Below are 22,192 nucleotides of genomic sequence, written 5' to 3'. Positions count from 1 at the left end.
GGCCGCCGTATACTAGCCCGCTTTGCACCACGGCCCTTTCGACATGTCGCACGCCGGCGAAACCGCCCCGACCTTCCAGCAATTGATCCAGCGCCTGAACGCGTTCTGGGCCGACCGCGGCTGCGTGCTGATCCAGCCGCTCGACCTCGAAGTCGGCGCCGGCACCTTCCACCCGGCGACGTTCCTGCGTTCGCTCGGGCCGGAGCCGTGGAACGCCGCCTACGTGCAACCCTGCCGCCGCCCGACCGACGGCCGCTACGGCGACAACCCCAACCGGCTGCAGCGCTACTACCAGTACCAGGTCGCGATGAAGCCGTCGCCCGACAACATCGTCGAGCTGTACTTCGACTCGCTGAAGGCGCTCGGCGTCGACCCGCTCGTGCACGACCTGCGGCTGGTCGAGGACAACTGGGAATCGCCGACGCTCGGCGCCTGGGGCTTGGGCTGGGAAGTCTGGCTCAACGGCATGGAGGTGACCCAGTTCACCTACTTCCAGCAGGCCGGCGGGCTGGAGTGCAAACCCGTCCTGGGTGAAATCACCTATGGCCTCGAGCGCCTGTGCATGTACCTGCAGGGCGTCGACAACGTGTTCGACCTGGTCTGGACCCACGGTCCGGACGGCAGTCCGGTTACCTACCGCGACGTCTACCACCAGAACGAGGTCGAGCAGAGCACCTACAACTTCGAGCACGCCGACGTGGCCGAACTGTTCCACCGCTTCGACGCCTGCGAGGCCGAGGCGCTCAAGCTGGTCGAGCTCGACCTGCCGCTGCCGGCCTACGAGCAGGTGATGAAGGCCAGCCACAGTTTCAACATGCTTGATGCGCGCCGCGCGATCAGCGTGACCGAGCGCCAGCGCTACATCCTGCGCGTGCGCAAGCTGTCGCAGGCGGTGGCCGAGGCTTATTTCGCCCAGCGCGAGAAGCTGGGTTTCCCGGGACTCAAGCGCCCGGCCGGCCAGGAGGCCGCGTGATGACCGACCCGACCACCCACATGCAACCGCTGCTGCTCGAGCTGGGCACCGAGGAGTTGCCGGTCAAGGCGCTACCGAAGCTGGCGCAGGCGTTGTTCGACGGCGTGATCGACGGGCTGGCCCGGCGCGGCATCGCGTTCGAGCGCGGCGAAGCCAAGCCGCTGCACTCGCCGCGCCGGCTGGCGGTGCTGCTGCCGGGCGTCGCGCTGGAACAGTCCGAGCAGCGCTCCGAGGTACTCGGCCCGTACCTCAACATCGCGCTCGACGCCGACGGCCAGCCGACCCGCGCGCTGCAGGGTTTCGCGACCAAGGCCAGAGTCGAGTGGACCTCGCTCGACAAGACCACCGATGCCAAGGGCGAGCGCTTCGTCCACCGTTCGGTCACCCGCGGCGAGAAGACCGTCGACCTGCTTGGCGCGATCGTCGCCGAGGCGATCGCGGCGATGCCCATCCCCAAGCCGATGCGCTGGGGCGCCCACGAGTACGGCTTCGCCCGGCCGGTGCACTGGCTGGTGCTGCTGCTCGGCAAGGACGTCATCGACGCCAGCCTGCTCGGCGTGCGCAGCGACCGCATGAGCCGCGGCCACCGCTTCATGCACGACAAACCGGTGTGGATCGGCACGCCCGGCGATTACGTCGAGTTCCTGCGCGGGGCCAAGGTGCTGGTCGATCCCGACGAGCGCCGCGCGCGCATCGTCGCCGAGGTCGAGGCGGCGGCGCAGTCCGTCGGCGGCAGCGCGCGGATCGAGCCGGGCATCCTCGAGGAGGTCAACGGCCTGGTCGAGTGGCCCAGCGCGGTCACCTGCGGCTTCGAGCCGGAGTTCCTCGCGGTACCGTCGGAGGCGCTGATCGCGACGATGGAAACCAACCAGAAGTTTTTCCCGGTGCTCGATGCCGGCGGCAAGCTCAGCGAACACTTCGTCGGCGTCGCCAACATCGAGAGCCGCGACGTCGCCCAGGTCCGCCAGGGCTACGAGCGGGTGATCCGGCCGCGCTTCAGCGATGCCAAGTTCTTCTTCGTCGAGGATATGAAGCAGGGGCTGGCGTCGATGAACGAAGGGCTGGCCAGCGTCACCTATCAGAAGGCGCTTGGCAGCGTGGCCGACAAGGTGGCGCGCGTCGCCACGCTGGCCGAGGTGATTGCCGCGCAGGTCGGGGTCGATCCGAAGCTCGCGCGTCGCGCCTCCGAATTGTCGAAGGCGGACCTTCAGTCGCGACTGGTCGGCGAGTTCCCCGAATTGCAGGGCATCGCCGGGCGCTATTACGCCGCGGTCGAGAACGAGCCGGTCGAGGTCGCCCACGCGATCGACGAGGCGTACATGCCGCGCTTCGGCGGCGATGCGATCGCGCCGTCGAAACTCGGCCAGGTGCTGGCGATTGCCGAGCGGCTGGACACGCTGGCCGGTGGCTTCGCCGCCGGGCTGAAGCCGACCGGCAACAAGGACCCGTTCGCGCTGCGGCGCAATGCGCTGGGGTTGGCGCGGACGTTGATCGAGGCGGAGCTGGATGTCGCGCTCGATCCGCTGCTCGCCGCGGCGCGCGATGGCGTCGGCACGGTGCAGGTCGGCAAGTCCGAGGCGGTTGCCGACGTGCGCGAGTTGCGCGAGTTCCTCTTCGATCGCCTGCGCGGTTACTACGCCGAACAGGGCGTGACGCCGCAGCAATTCGAGGCGGTGTTGCAGGGCGTGGTTTCGATCGCGGCTGAAGCCGCTCCTACAGGGGGCGGTGACGGATCCGGGGATGTTGTAGGAGCGGCTTCAGCCGCGAGCTCTTCGGCCGGGTCGCTGCACGACTTCGACCAGCGCATCAAGGCGATCGGCGAGTTCGCCAAGTTGCCCGAGGCCGACGCGCTCGCCGCCGCCAACAAGCGCAGCCGCAACATCCTGCGCAAGGTCGAGGGCGAGCTGCCGACCGCGATCGACCCGGCGCTGTTCGCCGAGCCGGCCGAGCGCGAGCTGGCCGCCGCGATCGACGCCGCGATTGCCGATACCGACCCGTTGCTCGCGCAGCGCGACTACGTCGCCGTTCTCGGCCGCCTTGCGCGGCTGCGACCGCAGGTCGATGCGTTCTTCGAGGCGGTGATGGTCAATGCCGATGACGAGAAGGTCCGCAACAATCGGCTCGCCTTGTTGAAGCGGCTCAGCGACCGCCTTGGCAGCGTCGCCGCGATCGAGCATTTGTCGAGCTGAGGGCAGCCAGCTCGACATTTCGACCGCGCCGGCCGGCTTCGACGGGTCGCGACTTGCGTCGCTCCTACAAAGATCGGGTTTGACGCAAACGCGGCCGAACCGGCATGCCGCGTTAATCGCTTCTTGACGCACACCCGTTATCCTGCGCGCATGCGCTTCCCCCATCGCATTGCCGCCGTCGCGTCGTGCCTGTTCGCCAGCAGCCTCGCGACTCCCGCGGTGCACGCGGCGGAGATCGGCGCGGTCCGCATCGTCGGCCTCGACGAGCCGATGACCGACAACGTCCGCGCCGCCCTGACCCTGGTCGACGCGCAAGGCAAGGAGCTGTCCGGCCGCCGCCTCGCCTACCTGGTGCGCGAGGCCGACGACGAGACCCGCGAGGCGCTGCAGCCGTTCGGCTACTACTCGCCGACGATCAACGTCGAGCGCAGCCGGGGCGAGGGCGCGACCACGGTCACCATCACCGTCGATCCTGGCGAGCCGGTCACCGTGCGCCGCTCGCACGTCGCGATCACCGGCGAGGGCAGCCGCGACCGCTACCTGCGCGAGGACCTGGGCGAGTTCGATCCCGATGTCGGCGAGGTCTTCGACCACCGACTGTACGAGGCCAGCAAGACCCGCATCAGCCGTCGGCTGGCGGTGCGCGGCTACTTCGATGCCGACTTCGCCAGCCGCAAGGTCGAGGTCACCCGCGCCGACAACGCCGCCGACATCGACCTGGTCTGGAGCAGCGGCCAGCGCTACGACATGGGACCGGTGACCTTCGAGCAGACCCCGAAGACGATCATCCGGCCCTCCCTGCTGCAGCGGCTCCAGTACTGGGAAGACGGCAGCTATTACCACCAGGGCAAGCTCGACCGCCTGCGCGAATCGCTGGCGCGGCTGGACTACTTCGCCAGCATCGACATCCAGCCCGATCCGGAAAACGCGGTCGGCAACGACGTTCCGGTGACCGTCACCCTGACCCCGGCCAAGCGCAGCATCTACACCGCCGGCCTGGGCTACGGCACCGACAGCGGACCCGGCGTGCGGCTCGGGCTGGAGCGGCGCTACGTCAACGACCGCGGCCACAAGGCGCTGGCCCAGCTCGACTACGCGCAGAAACGCAAGACCCTCACCCTGCAGTACCGCATTCCCGCGTTCGCCTGGCTCGACGGCTGGTACACGATCAGCGCGCAGGCCGCCGACGAGCAGTCCGACTACGTCGACTCGCGCAGGATCGAGTTCGTCGGCAGCCGTAGCGGCGAGGTCAACGACCATCTGACCGTGGTCGCCTCGGTCCACGCATTGCGCGAACGCTGGGCCTACCTCGCCGATGACGACGGCGATCCGGAGACGCCGCGCGACTACCGCTACGGCACGTTCACCTACCCGTCGTTGCGCGCCGAGTACATCGACGCCGACAACCTCGTGTTTCCGCGCGACGGCCTGTCGGGCACGCTGCTGCTGCGCGGCGGCGTCGAAGGCGCCGGCTCCGACGCGAGCTTCGCCCAGGTCCGCGCGACCAGCCACTGGTACCGCGGCATCGGCGAGCGCAACCGCCTGATTGTGCGCGGCGAACTGGGCCACACCTACACCAACGCGCTGGTCGACATGCCGCCGAGCCTGCGCTTCTTCGCCGGCGGCGACGACAGCATCCGCGGCTACGCCTGGCGCGAGGTCGGCCCGCGGATCGAGGGCGTCGACGGCAAGCTCTACGCGGTCGGGGCCAAGAACGTCGCCACCGCCAGCGTCGAGTTCGAGCACTACTTCACCGAAAGCTGGGGCGCGGCGGTGTTCGTCGACAGCGGCAGCGCATTCAACGGCGACCCCGACTGGCGCACCGGCATCGGCGCGGGCGTGCGCTGGCGCTCGCCGGTGGGTCCGGTGCGGGTCGACATCGGCCACGGCCTGGACGACCCGGACTCGTCGTTCCAGCTCTATCTCAGCGTCGGCGCGGACCTGTAACCATGGCACCGACCCTCCGACAACTGCGCTTCCGCCGCCGGCACATCGATCCGACCCTGACCCCGGAAGAGCGCGAGGAACGCATCAAGGAGCTGCGCCGCAAGCGCGAGGCGCGTCTGCGCGTGCTCGCCGTGCGCAGCGTATTGCTGGCCGGCGGGCTGGTGCTGGCGCTGGTGCTGCTGGGGTACTGGCTGCTGACCACGATCGGCGGCCGTGACTTCCTGCTTGCGCAGATCGTCGCGCGGTTGCCGGCCGACGCCGAACTAAGCTGGTCGCGCGCCGAAGGACCGGCATCGGGCCCGCTGACTTTGCATGACGTGCGCTTCACCCTGCCGCGCCAACGCGACCCGGATTGCGTGGCGACCGCGACCACGACCTGCGCGATGGGCACGATCGTGTTCACCGCGCGCGAGGCGACGGTCGATCCGGCGATCCGGCCGCTGCTCGGCCGCCGCCTGCGGCTGGACGCCTTGCAGATCACCGACGCCACCCTCGACCTGCCCGCGTCGGACACGCCGTTCGAGTTGCCTAGCTGGCCCGACTCGCTGCCGCAGATTTCGCCACCACTGGCACTGCAGGCCGACGACCTGCGGATCGACGGCTTCCGCGTGTCCAGTGCCGGCGAGCCGCTGATCGACATCGCCCACCTGCGCGGCGGACTCGTCGCCGACGACGGCGAACTGCACATCGAACGCTTGCGGGTCGACAGCGATCGCGGCCGCTTCAGCGTCCACGGCGACTACGCGCCCGGCGACAACTACCGCACCGACCTGGTCGCGACCGCGGTGTTGCCGGCGGCCGCCGCACGCACGCCGGCGCGGCTTGGCTTCGTGGCCCGTGGCGACCTCGCACGGATGGATGTCGCGCTCGCCGGCAATGCCCCGGGACCGCTGCGCGCGACCCTGGTACTGCGCGAAAACGAAGACGATGCCGACCGCCCGCGTTGGCAGTTGCGCGCGCAGGCCGACTCGCTTGATCCCGGCCTGCTGACCGACCCCGGTGCCGCGCCCACCGATACGCCACTCTCGCTGCAGGTACAGGCCGATGGCGTCGGCGGCGCGGCGACGCTGAGTGGCCGGATGCAGCAGAGTGAGTTCAGTGCGCAGGTGCTGCCGTCGCAGGTGCGCATCGAGGACCAGGTGCTGCAGGTCGATCCATTGCAGCTGCAGCTGTTCGACGGCCGCGTGCGCCTGCGCGGCCACGCCGATTTCACCGACCCAGGCAATGCCACGTTCCGCTTCGCCGCCAACGCCCGCGACCTGCAGTGGGGCGGCGGCGCGGCCGGCGCGTCGGGGACGCCCACGCCGATCATCGAAGCCGATGCCGACCTCGGCCTCGCCGGCACGATGCGGGCCTGGGCGCTGTTCGGCCGTGCCACCCTCGCCCGCGACGGCGAGCAGGCCGAACTGTCGCTCGACGGTCGCGGCAACGCCGAGCGCTTGCAACTCAAGACCCTGCACGTGCAGATGCCGACCGGCACCCTCGATGCCACCGGCGCGGTCGCCTGGGCGCCGGCGCGCGGTTGGGACATCGACGCACGCCTGGCCGGTTTCGATCCCGGCTACTTCGCCGCCGGCTGGGACGGCGCGGTCAATGGCGACATCACCAGCACCGGCCAGACCCGCGTCGACGGTGGACTGGACATCACCGCCGACGTCACCGACCTCGGCGGGCGTTTGCGCGGGCGTCCGCTCGACGGCAACGCACGCTTCGCCATGCACGGCGCCGCGCCTGTTGGCGGCACCACGGTTTACGAGGGCGAGGTCGCACTGAGCCTCGGCGGCAGCCGGATCGATGCCGAAGGCCGCGTCAACGACCGGCTGGACATCGACGCGCGCTTCGCTCCGCTGCAACTGGCCGACCTGCTGCCCGACAGCGCCGGCACCCTGCGCGGCACGCTGCGGCTGCAAGGCCCGAGCGGCGCGCCCGACATTGCCGCCGATCTGGACGGCAGCGGCCTGCGCTATGGCGACTACTCCGCCGACACGCTCGCCATCGATGGCGAGTTGCCGTGGGCACGCGGCGACGGCGCAATGACGGTGCGCGCCAGCAACCTCGTCGCCGGGATCGCATTCGACCGGCTCGACATCGACGCGCGCGGCGCGGTCGAGGATCTGCGGGTCGATGCCCAGGCCCAAGGCGAGGTCGGCCGCCTCGACCTCGCCGGCAACCTCGACCGCCAAGGCAACCGCTGGAGCGGCACCATCGCCAGCCTGCAACTGGCCCCGCAACGCGGTGCCGACTGGCAGTTGCAGCAACCCGCCGCTTTCAGCTGGGCCACCGGCCGCGCCACCCTCGACGATTTCTGTCTTGCCTCCAGCGCCGGCGGCTCGCTCTGCGCCGACGCCGACTGGCCACGCCGTAGCGTCACCATCAATGGCGACGGCCTGCCGCTGTCGCTGGCCAGCGCCTACCTGCCCGAGCGTGACGGCCGCCCGTGGTTGCTGCGCGGCGAGCTCGCGATCGACGCCCAACTGCGCCCGCAGGGCAACGGCTGGGTCGGCCAGGCACGCATCGCCTCGGCCAGCGGCGGACTCAAGTTCAGCGAGCGAGCGCGCCGCGAATTGATCCGCTACGACGACCTGCTGCTGGAGGCGAACTTCCGTCCGCAAGGCATCGATGCCACGCTCGCCACCGTGTTCAACGACGACGGCCGGCTCGATGCGCGCATCACCACCGGCTGGGATGCCTACGCGCCGCTCGACGGCGAGATCGCGTTCGACACCGACGAACTGACGTGGATGGAGATGTTCTCGCCCGACATCGTCGAACCGACCGGCCGCCTGTCCGGCCGCATCGCACTCGGCGGCACCCGCGCCCAGCCACGCCTCGGCGGGCAGGCACAGCTGGCGAACTTCGAGACCGGCATCCCGTCGCTGGCGATCGCCCTGCACGACGGCAACCTGCAGCTCAACGCCCTGCCCGACGGCAGCGCGCGGATCAGCGGCAGCGTGCGTTCGAGCTCGGCCGCCGGCAACTCCGACGGCGGCGTGCTCAACATCGACGGCAGCCTTGGCTGGCGGGGCGAGGAAACGCCACTGGTGCTCAACCTGCGCGGCACCGAGGTACTGGTATCCGACACTCCCGACCTGCGCGCGGTCGCCAGCCCCGACCTGCAGATCAGTTATCGCGCCGGCGAACCGTTGCGACTGACCGGCGAGGTCGCCGTGCCCGAGGCGCGGATCAACCTGGAAGGCCTCGAAGGCGGCGTCTCGACCTCGCCCGACGTGGTCGTGCTCGACCCGGTCGACCCCGAAGCCGGTCCCGGCACGCCGCTGGCGATGGACCTGGTGATAATCGTCGGTGACGACGTGCGCATGAATGGCTTCGGCCTGACCGGCAGCCTCGACGGCCGCCTGCACATCGTCGCCCGGCCCGGCCGCGAGATGATCGCCACCGGCAACCTCGAGGTCGGCGGCGAGTACACCGCCTACGGCCAGGACCTGACCATCACCCGCGGCCACCTGAGCTGGTCGAGCGATCCGATCGGCGATCCGATCATCGACCTGCGCGCCGAGCGCGAGATCGGCGAGGTCACCGCCGGCGTCGACGTCAGCGGCCGCGCCAGCGCGCCGCAGGCCGAGGTCTGGTCGAACCCGGCCAGTTCGCAGTCCGAGGCCCTCGCCTACCTGACCCTCGGCCGCCCGCTGTCGAGCCTGAGCGGCAGCGAGCGCGGCGAGCTCAACGCAGCGAGCGCCGCCCTGACCGCCGGCGGCAGCCTGCTGGCCGGGCAGCTGGGCGCGAAGATCGGGCTCGACGACGCCGGGGTGATGCAGAGCCGCGCGCTCGGAGGCAGCGTGTTCGGGGTCGGCAAGCAGATCTCGCCGCGGCTGTACGTCGGTTACGGCGTGTCGCTGCTCGGGACCGGCACGGTGTTGACGCTGAAGTACCTGCTCGACCACGGTTTCGACATCGAGATCGAGTCGAGTTCGATCGAGAACCGCGGCTCGATCAACTGGCGCAAGGAAAAGTAGCGGCGCCCGGACGCACGACGATCCGCGGCGTCAGTGCGCCGCCTTGTCGATCAGGCTCGCTTCCATCAGGTCGATCTCGCGGACCAGCTTCTGGTGGACGACGTCGTCGATCGCGAACGCGCGGCGCAACTTGTACAACTCGTCGCGCTCGGCATCCAGCGCGACCAGCCGCAACCGGCGTTCGGCCTCGGCGACGCGCTGCATGTCCTCGGCGTTCTCGCCGCTGAGGTCGCCGTAGTCAAGGTGGCGCTGGTAGACGTCGCGCAGCACCACCGCCGCCTCGGCGCGCGCCGCGACCGCCTTGGGATCATCCATCGGCTCGGCCAGCGCCTTGTCGAGCCGCCGCAGCGCCGCTTCCGACGCCGCCACCCGCGCATTGGCTTCGGTGTCCTTGCGCTCCGGCTCCGGCAGGACATCGGTCAGGCCGCGGGTCAGCAGCGGCAGGCCGACGCTGGCGATCGTCAGCGACAGCAGGATCACCCCCATCGCCAGGAAGATCGCGACGTCGCGCGCCGGGAACGCGCTGCCGTCGGGCATCAGCAACGGCAGGGTCAGGATGCCGGCCAGGGTGATCGCGCCGCGCACGCCGGCGGTGGCGATGATCGCCAGCAGGCGGGTTTGCGGCATCACCGTGTCCTCGCCGCGCCAGGCCGCACGGAACACGGTCAGGCGGATCGCCACCCAGACCCAGGCGAAGCGCATCGCGCCCAGCGCCAGGGTGATCACCACCACGTAGCCGAGCAGGTGCCAGACATCGTTGCCGCTGCCGGTGGCCTCGGCAGCCTCGGGCAGGCGTCGCAGCATGCGCGGCAACTGCTCGCCGAGCAGCACGAAGATGATGCCGTTGAGCGCGGTCTGCACCGTGTCCCAGACCGCGCCGCGCTGCATCCGGGTCGACGCCAGCGGCCGGCCCGACAGTTCGCCGTAATGCATCGCGATGCCCGCCACCGCGGCGGCGAGGATGCCGGACACGTGCACGTGCTCCGCCGCCAGGTAGGCCGCGAACGGGATCAGCAGGCTGACCAGGATCTGGATGCCCGGGTCCTCGCCCGAGCGGCGTACCAGCAGCCGGTTGAGCCGGCCGATCACGAACGTCACCGCGACGCCGACGACCAGCCCGCCGCCGGCGACCATGAGGAAACTCAGCGACGCATTGGCCGGCGAGAACGTGCCGGTCAGCGCCGCGGTCACCGCAAAGCTGAAGCACACCAGGCCGGTCGCATCGTTGAGCAGCGACTCGCCCTCGAGGATATGCATCAATCGCGACGGCAACGGCGAGCTGCTGGTCACCGCGCCGACCGCGACCGGGTCGGTCGGCGACAGGATCGCCGCGAGCGCGAACGCCACCGCCAGCGGCACCGCCGGCACCAGCCACCAGATGAACCAGCCCATCCCGATCACGGTGAACACCACCAACCCGATCGCCAGCGCCAGGATCGGCTTCCAGTCGCGGAAGAACGCGCCCTTGGGGATGCGCCAGCCGTCGAGGAACAGCAGCGGCGGGATGAACAGCAACAGGAACAGGTGCGGCTCGAAATCGACGTCGAAACCGATCGTCGCCAGTCCCGCCCCAATCGCGATCTGCAACAGCGGCAGCGGCACCTTGAACGGCAACAGGCGGGCGACGAAGCCGCTGACGACCACCGCCAGCAGGAACACCAGGACCATTGTGACTACGGGCATTCGGGTTCCAAGGACTACGGGATGCCGGCCATTTTCACCCGGATGAGTATCCGTGGGTCATTCCCGATCCGCCGCGATCACTTGTAGTCGTTGACGAGCTCGCCGTCGGATGATGCCTCGAACTGCGGCAAGTCATCGGTGATCTCGTAGAAGTCGCACTTCTCGCCGACGTAGATGTGGCCGATGGTCTTGAGCCCGGTCGGACCGTCCAGCGAGCCGGCGATGATCCCGGTGGCGTCGAGGTCGAAGGGCTCCCAGAACAGGCTCGACCCGCAGTTGCGGCAGAAGCCGCGACGCGCGACGTCCGAGGTCCGGTACCAGGCCAGGCCCGCATCGTTGGTGATCGTGAGGTTGACCTTGCGCGCCTTCGAGTGCGGCCCGAAGTTGCCGTGCAAACGCTGGCACATGCTGCAGTGGCAATTGACGACATCCCGCAACGGGCCGGCGACCTCGTAGCGCACGGCGCCGCAAAGGCAGCCGCCGGTGGTGATCTTGCGGTCTTCGGTCATGCGAATCTCCCGGCGCGGATCAAGCGATTTCCGGACGCACCGGGCGCCACGCGCCGCGCGTGGCTTCAACCCCGCGGTCCGCCCATCGCCGGCAGTATCACCCCGTTGATGTATGACGCGCACACCGGCGCGGCCAGGAACACATACGCCGGCGACATTTCCTCCGGTTGCGCGGGGCGGCCCATGTCACTGTCCTTGCCGAACTCGGCGACCTTTTCGGCCGGACGGTCGGCCGGGTTCAGTGGGGTCCACACCGGCCCGGGCGCGACCGCGTTGACCCGGATGCCGCGGTCGAGCAGATGGCTGGCCAGCGACTTGGTGAAGGCGTGGATCGCGCCCTTGGTGGCCGAGTAGTCGAGCAGTTGCGCGCTGCCGAACAGCGCCACTTCCGAGCCGGTGTTGACGATGCTGCTGCCGGCCTGCATGTGCGGGATCGCCGCGCGCGCCAGCTTGAAGTAGCCACCGATGTTGGTCTGCAGCGTTTCCTCCCACTGCGCGTCGGTGATGTCCTCGATGCGCGCGGCGTGTTGCTGGAACGCGGCGTTGTTGACCAGCACGTCGAGCCGTCCGAAGGCCTTGAGGGTCTGCTTGACCGCCTTCTCGCAGAACGCGGTCTTCTTGACGTCGCCGGCGATGACGATGCAACGCCGGCCTTCGGCCTCGACCGCGGCGCGGGTGGTTTCGGCATCCTCCGGTTCGGCCAGGTGCAGCACCGCGACGTCGCAGCCTTCGCGCGCGAACAGCACCGCGACCGCGCGCCCGATGCCGGAGTCGGCGCCGGTCACGATCGCGGCCATGCCCTCGAGCTTGCCGCTGCCCCGGTAGTCCGGCGCGAGGTAGCGCGGCTCCAGTTCCATGTCGTGTTCGTAGCCGGGCTTTTGCAGGTGCTGCGCCGGCAGCGGGTTCTTCGGCTGCTTGCGCGCCCCGGCCTGCACCGGCTGTTTCTTCGCGGCCTTGGGCTTGGCGGGCTTCGCGTCGATCTTCTGCTGGATCGAGCGCTGCCGGTCGACGGTCTCGCCGGCGGTGCGAGCGGCGGCACGGTTGCCGGTCTTGCTTGCGCTCTTGCGGGTGGCCATGGCGGGTGCTCGTGTGGACTGCGGCCAGCACAGCAGGCCGGCCGTTGCCCGGGCGTGACCGCTACGACAACACGGCGTGAGTACGCCGACTCCGGGATTGACCGTCTAGTCGATCGCGAGGGACACAGTCGCCGCGGAGGTCGTCGCGTCGGCCGCCGCCGGCTGCAGCACCGCACCATGCAGGGCGGGCTTGCCATCGACCACGTCGGTCCAGGCGACATGGACGACGCCATCGACCAGCGCCAGCTGGGCGAAGCCGGTGCCGCGGCCGCGACCCTGCAGGCGCGCCACCTCGATGCGCTGCAGCTCGCGCGACAGGTCGGGGCTGTAGCGCGCCAGTTGCAGCGACTGGCCGGCCTCGTCCTCGCGCGTCCACAGCGCCCAGGCCGCCTCGGCGCCGAGGACGACGTCGATCCGGCCCTGCACCGCGGCGCCGCTGTCGATCGTCAGCGGTGCGGCGAAGCTGTCGCCGGCATCGATGGAGCGGGCGATCTTCACCGCCGGGGTGCCGCCCGTGGCGGTGTACCAGCCGACCACCACCTCGCTGTCGCGGGCGTCGATGGTGGGGCCGTTGACCGGGCACGCCGGCATCTTCCAGCCGTCGGCGTGGACACGCGCCGGGTCGGTCCAGCGCTCGCCGTCGAAGCGGGTGACGGCGATGTCGCGGATCTCTTCGGTGGTGCGATCGCGGTAGACCAGCAGCGGGCCGCGCGCGGTCAGGGCGGCGTCGGTCTGGCAGCAGTCGCAGGTCGAGGCGTCGAGCACGGTTTCGCCGCTGCGCCCGAGTTCGGCATCGAACCGCGCGCTGCGCAGGGTCATCATGCCGGCGCCGGCGTGGGCCGCGTGGGTGTCATGGCCGCCACCGGCGGTCGCGCGGCCGTCGAGCCAGGCGATGCCGAGGCTGTCGGCGGAGGCCGGCCACATCGCCACGAAGCCGTGCTCGGTCGGGGTGCCGTCGTCGTTGACCAGCCGCGGCTCGGACCAGGTCGCGCCGTCGTCGTCGGAGCGCACCAGGGCGACGTCATAGGCGTAGGTCGCGGCGGCGGACTTCTGCAGCCAGTGCGCCCACAGCGCGCCATCGGCGGTGGCGGCGATGTGCGGGGTGTCGGCCCAGTTGACGAACCAATCGTCGCCGTGGGCGATCGTGCGGGCGGCGCCCCACTCGCCGTCGCGGTAACGGGCGAACTGCAGGGCGTGGCCGTCGCCGGCGGCGGCGATCCAGGACAGCAGCAGGCTGCCGTCGGCGGCCGCGACGAGGTCTGGCTGGGCGGCGTTGGCCGGGGTCGGCATCGACCAGGGTTGGAGGGTGTAGGGGGACGATGGGGCGGGTGCTGCGGCAGCCGAGTGATCGGCGTCGCCGGCCGTGGCCGGTTCGGTCGGCGTGGTGGAGGGCTGGCAGGCGACCAGGGCAATCGCGATCAGGCTGGCAAACAAGGGAGTGCGCATGGATGCAGCGTAGCGCGGAGTGCGGCGGGGTTGTAGGCGCGGTCTTCGCATTTGGTGCGGTCGGTCGGGTGTGGGAGCGACGTGAGTCGCGACCCGCCGAACGCTCGGGACGATGTACAGGTCGCGACTCACGTCGCTCCTACATCGACGCATTCGGCAGATCCGGCCAGCGTCAGGCCACGCGGCTGCGGCGGGCGCGGCTCAGGTGGACCAGCAGCAGCGAGATCGCGGCCGGGGTCATGCCTGGGATGCGCTGGGCCTGGCCGATCGTCTGCGGGCGGACCTGGGCGAGCTTGCCGCCGAGCTCCATCGACAGGCCGTGGACCACGCCGTAGTCGAAGTCGGGCGGGATCGCGGTGGTCTCGTGGCGCTGCTGACGGGCGATCTCCTCGTTCTGGCGATCGAGGTAGCCGGAATACTTGACCCCGATCTCGACCTGCTCGGCGACCGCCGGATCGCTGACCGCAGGACCGAGCGAGGGCACGGCGAGCAAACGGGCGTAATCGAGCTCCGGCCGCTTCAGCAGGTCGCGGGCGCTGCCTTCACGGCTGGGTTCGATGCCGAGGTGGACGGCGATTTCGCGGCCGAGCGGATTGTTCGGCGAAACCCGGATCGCGCCGAGCCGGCCGTGCTCGGCTTCAATCGCCTCGCGCTTGGCCTCGAACGCGGCGAAGCGGGCGTCGTCGACCAGCCCGAGCGCGCGGCCGACCGGGGTGAGCCGCAGGTCGGCGTTGTCCTCGCGCAGTTGCAGGCGGTACTCGGCGCGCGAAGTGAACATCCGGTACGGCTCGGTGGTGCCGTGGGTGATCAGGTCATCGACCAGCACGCCGAGGTAGGCCTGGTCACGGCGCGGGCTCCAGCCCTCACGTCCCTGCACCTGGCGTGCGGCGTTGAGTCCGGCCAGCAGGCCCTGTGCGGCGGCCTCCTCGTAACCGGTGGTGCCGTTGATCTGGCCGGCGAAGAACAGGCCCTCGACCGCCTTGGTTTCCAGCGTCGCCTTGAGCCCGCGAGGATCGAAGAAGTCGTACTCGATCGCGTAGCCGGCGCGGGTGATGTGGGCGTGCTCGAAGCCGCGGATCGAGCGCACCAGTTCCAGTTGCACGTCGAACGGCAGCGAGGTCGAGATGCCGTTCGGATAGATCTCGGCGACGCCGAGGCCTTCGGGCTCGACGAAGATCTGGTGCGATGCCTTCTCGGCGAAGCGCACCACCTTGTCCTCGATCGACGGGCAGTAGCGCGGACCGATGCCTTCGATCTGGCCGGTGTACAGCGGGCTGCGGTCGAGCGCGGCGCGGATGATCTCGTGGGTGCGCTCGCAGGTGTCGGTGATCCAGCACGAGACCTGCCGCGGGTGGTCGGCATGGCTGCCCATGAACGACATCACCGGGCGCGGGTCGTCGCCGGGCTGCTCGCGCATCACGGAGTAGTCGAGGCTGCGACCGTCGATCCGCGGCGGGGTGCCGGTCTTGAGCCGGTCGACCACGAACGGGCCGTCGCGCAGCTTGTGGGCCAGGGTCATCGCGGGCGGGTCGCCGGCACGGCCGGCGGCGTAGGTGGTCTGGCCGACGTGGACCTTGCCGGCGAGGAAGGTGCCGGCGGTCAGCACCACCGCCGGCGCATGGAAGCGCAGCCCGGTCTGGGTGGTGACGCCGCCGACCCGGCCGCCGTCGAAATCGATGTCGTCGACCGCGGCCTGGAACACGGTCAAGTCCGACTGGTTCTCGACCGCACGGCGCACGAACGCGCGATAGAGGTTGCGGTCGGCCTGGCACCGGGTCGCGCGCACCGCCGGGCCCTTGCTCGCATTCAAGCGGCGCCACTGGATCCCGGCGGCGTCGGCGGCATGCGCCATGACCCCGCCGAGGGCGTCGATCTCCTTGACCAGGTGGCCCTTGCCGATCCCGCCGATCGCCGGATTGCAGCTCATCGCGCCGACGGTCTCGATGTTGTGGGTCAGCAGCAGGGTGCTGGCGCCGGCGCGCGCGGCCGCCAGCGCGGCCTCGGTACCGGCGTGGCCGCCGCCGACCACGATCACGTCGTACTGGTAGAAATTCCGGGTCATTGCAGCGGGCCCCATGACAGGCGGGAATTTTACGCCGATCAGGCACTTGTGACCGGTCGCCGGCCACGTCCGGACGATCTCGTTCATCGACCGGGTGAAGATGGTGTCAACCTTGGCACGCTTCCTGCGTTATCTTCCATGCACCCAGCGGGGCAGGCGCCAAGCGCCGGTTGGTATTGGAACAGGGGCCGACCAAGCGCCCGCCGGGGAAGCACAGGGACCGAATGTCGGGGGACGTTCGGTCCCTTTTTTTGTCCCGGGTTCGAGGGTGACCGCTGTCACCATCGGCGCGAGACCGTGGTTCTCGCGGCTGTTGCCGACCGCCGATATCGGCCCTCGCGGGCTTGCAGGCGCCGCCGGAGACCACCGTGCCGCAGATACGCGAAAGCCCTGCTGGGCAGGGCTTTCGGTGTGGGCGCCGACATCCGACGGGGACGGAACAGGGGGGATCCGTGGTTCCTCGCCGGATGCCGACATTGAAGCGGCAACCCGATTACGTCGCAATACGACGCTGTCTGTCAATACCCGCGTCGGATCGTCAGACGAGCGGCAGCGCCAGTTTGCGCGCGGTCACGGTTCGACCTTGCGCGGGCGCACGCGGCTGTCCTTGGCCCGGCGGATGACCTGCTCCATTCGCGAGCCGCCACCGGCATCGCTGCGGGCGCGCACCGGGGCAACCGGCCGGGCCGGGCGCGCCGGCACCGACAACGCCGGCCGCTGCACCACCGGCGAGCGCGAGCGCTCGACCCGTTCGCGCTGCAGCCGCTCGTAATCTCGCCACGGCGCCTTGCGGTCGCTGTCGTTGTCGCGATCCGGACGATGGTCGTCGTCCGGGCGTGGGCGGACGACCAGCGGCGGCCGGTAATAGCCGTACGGATAGCGGTCGTGACCGTAGCGCGAACCGTAGTACGGGTAGCCGTAGTAGGGATAGCCGTGCCGCGGGTAGTAGCTGCGGCCGTAGTAGCCGCTGCCGTAATAGCCGCTGCCGTAGCCGTAGGGGCTGCCGTAGTGGCGGTATTCGGTGCTGGGCTGGCCGTAGTAGTAGTCGCCACGGTCCTGGCGGTAGCTGTAGCCGCCGGTCATGCAGCCGCCCAGCAATGCCACCGCGATGGCGGGCAGGAGCAGTTTTCGGATCATCATGTCAGGAACCCCCCGGGTTGATGCCACCATCGTCGGCCTGCGGCATTGAACTCGCGCTTAATTTTGAGTATGGCTCGCGCCCGAAATGGGCCGTGCGGGCTGGAAACGCGCCACGGGGCGCAGCGGTTGGCCGACGCGACTGACCGCGCGCGGCGCGCCGTTGCGTTGGCCCGGCAGGATGGCGCCGTGGCGCCGCCGCTTACGCTAGGCTCCAATAATGAATGCAGCAGCAGCCGATTCCCTGCCGACTCCCGCCCTCGCCAGCAGCGATTTCGATGCCGTGCTGGCCGCGGCCGCGCGGATCGCCAGCCACGCCCATGCCACCCCGGTGCTGCGTTCGCGCTCGCTGGATGCGCTGGCCGGCTGCGAACTGCACTTCAAGGCCGAACACCTGCAGCGCACCGGTGCGTTCAAGTTCCGCGGCGCGTGCAACGCGGTGTGGTCACTTGACGACGCCCAGGCCGCCCGCGGGGTGGTCACCCATTCGTCCGGCAACCACGGCGCGGCGCTGGCGCTGGCGGCCCGGACCCGCGGGATCGCCTGCCACGTGGTGGTGCCCGAGGGCGCGGTCGCGGCCAAGCTCGCCGCGATCGAGGCCTACGGCGGCATCCTGCATCGTTGCGCACCGACCATCAGCGCCCGCGAACACGCGTGCGAGCAGTTGCGCCGCGACACCGGCGCCGAGCTGGTGCATCCCTACACCGATCCGCGGGTGATCGCCGGCCAGGGCACCGCGGTGCTGGAGTTGCTGTCGGGGCCGACCGGTTTCGACGCGATGGTGGTGCCGGTCGGCGGCGGCGGGCTGGCGTCCGGCAGCGCGATCACCCTCGCCGCGCGCTCGCCGACGACGCGGCTGTGGCTGGCCGAGCCGGCCGGCGCGGCCGATACCGCCGAATCGCTACGGCGCGGCGAACGGGTCACCGACGTTGTCCCCGACACCGTCTGCGACGGCCTGCGCGGCACCCTCGGCGCGCCCAATTTCACTTTGTTGCAGCGCCACGAAGCGCAGGCGCTGGTGGTCGGCGACGCCGATACCGTGCGCGCGATGCGATTGATCTGGCGCCATTGCAAGCAGCTGGTCGAGCCGTCCTCGGCGGTGGCGTTGGCGGCGGTGCTGGCGCGGCCGAAGAAGTTCGCCCGGCAGCGGGTCGGGATCGTGTTGTCGGGGGGCAATGTCGACCTGGATGCGCTGCCGGCGCTGTTTGCGCTGGCGCGCTGAGCTGGGGGCGGCGCGAGGCAGGAGCCGGCCTGCGTAGGACATCGCTCCGACCCTCCGGACGGCTTTCCTGCCTTTAGTCGGGCCGCCGGCCATCCATGGCCGGCTCTGCGCAACGCCCTACGCAGGCCGACTCCTGCTCCGATTGACGACGCGACGTTGCGGTTCGTGATGGGTCAGCGCACGTGGGCGGTGGTGTCGGGGTTGCCGGCGAGCTGTTGCAAGCCTTGGCTCAACAACAACCGGGTCACCGCGGCACGCTCGGGCAGCGGTCGTTGCTGCACGGCATCGAGCAGCATCGCCACCGAGCGGCAGCGCGCGGGATGGTCGTCGCCGTTGAGGCCGGCGCTGAAACCGTCGTTCAGCAGGGCCGCGCGTACGCCGGCGGCCTTGAGCGCTTGCTCGGCGGCGGCGGGGTCCCAGGGCTGTGGCGGATTCTGCATGGCGGCAACGAAGACTTCGGCCACGGCATTGGCGAAACGCTCCTGGCTGGCCGGCGCGAGTCCGGAGGCGATCGCGTTGAGTCCGGCGAGGCTGCGGTCGGCCTGCGGATCGAACAGTTTGCACAGCACCTGCGCATCGCTCGGGTCCTGACTGCTCGCGTGCACCGCCTGGAACAAGCGGTCGATCGCCGGGTCCGGCGCGCGCGCCAGCAGCTCGGTGCCGTCCGCGACCAGCACGGCCGGGTCGAAACCCCATTGCTCGATCGCACCGGGCGCGGTCGGCGCCGGGCGTGATGGCAGGGGTGCCGGTGCGGCCGGTACGCGAGGCGAGGTCGTGGCCGGCAGCGCGGACTGCGCCAGTGCCAACGGCGACAGGCAGGCCAGCACGGCCATGGCGGCAATGCGGCGCGCGGTCGCGGACGGGCGCGGCGTCGGCGCGGGCAACACGGACGAAGTCGGCGTGGACATGGGCGGCTCGCGGTGCGGCGGGAATCGAGCCGAATTTAGTCGCAGCCGGCTGAACGCCATGTCTGCGTAGCCGAGGCTCGCAGAGATGGCCACGATTCGTTTGTAGGAGCGGCTTCAGCCGCGATCTGGAATCGGTGCGCGCGACCGGGCATCCGATCGCGGCTGAAGCCGCTCCTACAAACGCAACACGCCCCGCCGGACGATCGATGGCCTGTCTCCGCTTGCCTCAGGCACCACGCTCGCTGCGCAGGTCCTGGGTCGCGCGATGATCCCCGGCGGCCGCGCGCGCGGCGATCCAGCTGAAGGCGACGATGCCGACCACCACCAGCAGCGCCCCCCACAACGCGCGGCCTTGCGGCCACGCCTCGCCGAGCCAGAGCACCCCCAGCGCGGTCGCGAACAGGATCTCGGCGGCCTGCATCGCCTCGGCGGCGGCCAGCGCGGTCGGATCGTTGCGGACCATACCGGTGGCTTGGAAGAACAGCACGGTGGCGATGATGCCGGCACCCAACGCAACCCCGGCGGCCAGCCACACCTGATCGAGCGACGGCGCCCCGGCCTCGACCCCGGCGAACAATGCCAGCGCCAGCCACGCCGGCTGGCTGGCCAGGGTCAGCCCGAACACGCGCTGGGTGGCATTGAGTTCCGGGCCGTCGCCGGGATTGCGCTCCAGGTGCAGCAGCAGGCCGCGATTGCCGAGTGGATAGGCCACCGCGGCCACCGCTACGCAGCCCAGCGCGATCCAGCCGGCACGATCCAGCACGCCGCCGCCGACCCCGAACTGCATCAGCAACACCCCGGCGATCACCAGCAACCCGGACGCCAGCGCCGGCAACGGCACCTTCGCCCGGGCATCGTCGTACAACAGCGGCGCGCACAGCATCCCCGCGACCACGGTCAGCTGGAAGGTGCCGGCGACCAGCCACGACGGTCCGCTCGATGCGGCAAAACTCAGGCAGCCGTAGAACAGCACGAAGCCCACCGCGCTCCAGCCCAGCCACGGCCACGGGTGCGCGCGGATCGCCCGCCACACCGGCGCCACCCCGCCCTGCCAGTGCATCAGCGGCAACATCAACGGCACGGTGATCAGGTAGCGCAGCGCCGCGGTCCACGCCCAGTGGCCGCCGCCGGTCGCCGCCACGCGGTTGAGCAGGTAGGTGCAGGTGAAGAACAGCGCCGAGGCCAGCGCGATGGCGACCGCGAGCAAGGTGCGGTTGCGGTGGCTCGCGCGATGGGCGTCGGTGGGCATGTAGCGGAATCTACGCTGCGACGGATATGCGTGTCTTGGCCGCGTCCGCCGAGGGCGAGCGCCCGTCAGCGCTTGCGCACGCGGATGCTTGATGGCGGCACGTGGACCTCGTCGACGCCGCCGACCCGGATCGGCGCGCCCGGCGGCGGGCCCCAGGCGTGGGCGTAGATCACTTCCCAGGTCGCCGGCAGCTGGCCCGCCAGCGGCATTCCGGTACCTTCGCGCATCGCCTCGTAGGCTTGCGCGGCGCGGGCGAAGCGGGCGCGGCCGGTGAGGCTGCGGCGGCGTGTCGCCAGCGCGTTGGTGGCGCCGATCGTGCGCAGCTCGCGCATCAGGTCGGCGAGGTCGGGATGGCCGAGGCGGAACTCGTCGCGATCGAGCACCGGGTCCTTGAAGCCGGCCGCCAGCAGGGCGTCGCCGAACTGGCCGATCGCCGGGAACAGGCTGACGTGCGGGGCCTCGTCGGCGGCGGCGAACGCCTCGCGCAACTCGAACAGGGTGGCCGGGCCGAAGGTCGACACCAGCAGCAGGCCGCCAGGCTTGAGCACCCGGCGGAAACCGGCAAACACCGCCGGCAGGTCCTCGACCCACTGCAGGCACAGGTTGGAATGCAGCACGTCGACGCTGGCATCGCGCAACGGCAGCGCGCGGGCGTCGGCGCAGACCGGCGCGGGGACGTACGCGAACGGGTTGAGCCGGGCGAGGCCAGTGCCGCGGGCATGGCGGCGGGTCTCGGCAAGCATCCCCGGGGCGAGGTCGAGCGCCAGCACCTGCGCCTTTGGCCAGCGCTGCTGCATCGCGACGCTGGCATGGCCGGGGCCGCAGCCGAGGTCGAGCACCACCTGCGGCGGTGGCCGGCCGTGGGCGGGATCGTCGAGGTAGTCGAGTTGCTCCAGCAGCCGCGCGCCGACCTCGCGCTGCAGCGCGGCGGCCGAGTCGTAGCCGTGGGCCGCGCGCGAGAACGCGCGCCGGACCTGGCGATGGTCGAACAGATCGGTCATGCCGGCTGGCGCGCGTCGACCGCACGCATGAACGCATCGATCTCGGCGGCGACCTCGTCGGCGGCGCCGAGGAAAGGCGCGTGGCCGGCGTTGGCGATCACCACGCTGCGTGCGTCCGGCGCGAGCGCGGCGGCGGCCGGCATCGCCCCGGCCGGGACCAAGCGGTCGCGGCGGCCCGACAGCCACAGGCTTGGTACCTGCAGGCTGGGCAGTTCGGCGCGCAGGTCGAGCGCATCGAGCAGCTGCAAGCCTTCCTGCAGCGCGTGCGGGGCCGGTTCGCCGCGCTCGAACGCCTGGGAGCGCAGCTTGCGCAACTCGTCCTGGGCGCTGGCCGAGCCCAGTGCTTCGAGCGCAAGGAAGCCTTCGAGGGTGCCGCGGAAATCGCGCTGCAGCGCATCGCCGAAATCGCCAAACAAACCGGTGCTGACGCCGTGCGGCCAGCCATCGGCGTCATCGCGCACGAACCGCGGCGAGGCCGCGACCATCACCAGCCCGCGCACGCGATCGGGATGGTCGAGCGCGGCGCGCAGGGCGAACTGGCCACCCAACGACCAGCCCAGCCAGACCGCGTCCGGCAGCCGCGCCACCAGCGTCGCCGCCAGCACTTCCGGTTGCAACGCGGTGGCGTCCTCGCGCGCGTGGCCGTGGCCCGGCAGGTCGACCAGGTGCAGGGTGTAACGATCGGCAAGGCGCTCGACCAGCGGCGCGAACAGGCCGCCGTGCATCGCCCAGCCGTGGATCAGCGCCAGCGCCGGACCGTGGCCGCGCGTTTCGATGAACATCGGCCGTCGTCCTAACGGTTGGGTGGAAGCGCGG

Annotated in this window: 15 protein-coding genes; 5 read left to right on the top strand and 10 right to left on the bottom strand. The window is 70.6% G+C overall.

The genetic code is table 11. From position 1 onward, the window contains the following. The first annotated feature begins 43 nt into the window (after positions 1-43). The 4 genes from glyQ (at position 44) to SNE34_RS07850 (ending at position 9,083) form a co-directional block, all read left to right on the top strand. Entirely contained in the window at positions 44-973 is a 930-nt protein-coding gene (glyQ, locus tag SNE34_RS07865; protein ID WP_332616337.1) for a glycine--tRNA ligase subunit alpha, read from the top strand. Further along, entirely contained in the window at positions 973-3,162 is a 2,190-nt protein-coding gene (glyS, locus tag SNE34_RS07860; RefSeq protein ID WP_332616335.1) for a glycine--tRNA ligase subunit beta, read from the top strand. Before glyQ ends, glyS begins: the two co-directional genes overlap by 1 nt. A 150-nt stretch (positions 3,163-3,312) precedes the next feature. Then, on the top strand, positions 3,313-5,109 hold the full coding sequence (locus SNE34_RS07855) for an autotransporter assembly complex protein TamA (RefSeq protein WP_332616333.1): 1,797 nt from the start codon (positions 3,313-3,315) through the stop codon (positions 5,107-5,109). Between the two features lie 2 nt (positions 5,110-5,111). Further along, the gene (locus tag SNE34_RS07850) at positions 5,112-9,083 is read left to right on the top strand and encodes a translocation/assembly module TamB domain-containing protein (RefSeq protein ID WP_332616332.1); all 3,972 of its coding nucleotides are present in this window, start codon (positions 5,112-5,114) and stop codon (positions 9,081-9,083) included. A 30-nt stretch (positions 9,084-9,113) separates the two neighbouring features. Here SNE34_RS07850 and SNE34_RS07845 read toward each other — a convergent pair whose 3' ends face one another. The 6 genes from SNE34_RS07845 to SNE34_RS07820 all read right to left on the bottom strand — a co-directional run bounded on the left by SNE34_RS07845 (position 9,114) and on the right by SNE34_RS07820 (position 16,999). Further along, complete coding sequence (locus SNE34_RS07845; RefSeq protein ID WP_332616330.1) at positions 9,114-10,766, bottom strand: Na+/H+ antiporter; 1,653 nt, start codon at positions 10,764-10,766, stop codon at positions 9,114-9,116. A 77-nt stretch (positions 10,767-10,843) separates the two neighbouring features. Next, entirely contained in the window at positions 10,844-11,275 is a 432-nt protein-coding gene (locus tag SNE34_RS07840; protein ID WP_332616328.1) for a GFA family protein, read from the bottom strand. Positions 11,276-11,340: 65 nt separating this feature from the next. Continuing rightward, on the bottom strand, positions 11,341-12,351 hold the full coding sequence (locus tag SNE34_RS07835) for an SDR family oxidoreductase (RefSeq protein ID WP_332616326.1): 1,011 nt from the start codon (positions 12,349-12,351) through the stop codon (positions 11,341-11,343). A gap of 105 nt (positions 12,352-12,456) precedes the next feature. Further along, positions 12,457-13,797, bottom strand: a complete 1,341-nt coding sequence (locus SNE34_RS07830; RefSeq protein ID WP_332616323.1) for a sialidase family protein — start codon at positions 13,795-13,797, stop codon at positions 12,457-12,459. A gap of 172 nt (positions 13,798-13,969) precedes the next feature. Further along, positions 13,970-15,859, bottom strand: coding sequence for a tRNA uridine-5-carboxymethylaminomethyl(34) synthesis enzyme MnmG (mnmG, locus tag SNE34_RS07825; RefSeq protein WP_332616321.1), 1,890 nt, complete (start codon positions 15,857-15,859; stop codon positions 13,970-13,972). Between the two features lie 570 nt (positions 15,860-16,429). Next, positions 16,430-16,999 carry a hypothetical protein gene (locus SNE34_RS07820; protein WP_332616319.1) on the bottom strand — a complete coding sequence of 190 codons (570 nt, stop codon included), beginning with the start codon at positions 16,997-16,999 and terminating at the stop codon, positions 16,430-16,432. A 217-nt stretch (positions 17,000-17,216) separates the two neighbouring features. Here SNE34_RS07820 and SNE34_RS07815 point away from each other — a divergent pair, with 217 nt between their 5' ends. Beyond that, on the top strand, positions 17,217-18,218 hold the full coding sequence (locus SNE34_RS07815) for a pyridoxal-phosphate dependent enzyme (protein ID WP_332616317.1): 1,002 nt from the start codon (positions 17,217-17,219) through the stop codon (positions 18,216-18,218). Positions 18,219-18,391: 173 nt separating this feature from the next. On the opposite strand, the gene SNE34_RS07810 is transcribed toward SNE34_RS07815, so the two are convergent. The 4 genes from SNE34_RS07810 to bioH all read right to left on the bottom strand — a co-directional run bounded on the left by SNE34_RS07810 (position 18,392) and on the right by bioH (position 22,158). After that, entirely contained in the window at positions 18,392-19,126 is a 735-nt protein-coding gene (locus tag SNE34_RS07810; protein WP_332616315.1) for a hypothetical protein, read from the bottom strand. Between the two features lie 226 nt (positions 19,127-19,352). Continuing rightward, positions 19,353-20,375, bottom strand: a complete 1,023-nt coding sequence (locus tag SNE34_RS07805; protein ID WP_332616313.1) for a multidrug resistance efflux transporter family protein — start codon at positions 20,373-20,375, stop codon at positions 19,353-19,355. Between the two features lie 65 nt (positions 20,376-20,440). Continuing rightward, the gene (gene bioC, locus SNE34_RS07800; protein ID WP_332616312.1) at positions 20,441-21,376 is read right to left on the bottom strand and encodes a malonyl-ACP O-methyltransferase BioC; all 936 of its coding nucleotides are present in this window, start codon (positions 21,374-21,376) and stop codon (positions 20,441-20,443) included. Further along, entirely contained in the window at positions 21,373-22,158 is a 786-nt protein-coding gene (gene bioH / locus SNE34_RS07795; protein WP_332616310.1) for a pimeloyl-ACP methyl ester esterase BioH, read from the bottom strand. Before bioH ends, bioC begins: the two co-directional genes overlap by 4 nt. Positions 22,159-22,192: the final 34 nt, after the last annotated feature.

Origin of the sequence: Novilysobacter erysipheiresistens, from assembly GCF_036663935.1 — a bacterium.
GTDB classification, from domain to species: domain Bacteria; phylum Pseudomonadota; class Gammaproteobacteria; order Xanthomonadales; family Xanthomonadaceae; genus Novilysobacter; species Novilysobacter erysipheiresistens.
Note: the sequence above shows the minus strand (reverse complement) of the source record. Positions and strands in the feature narration are given on the sequence as shown.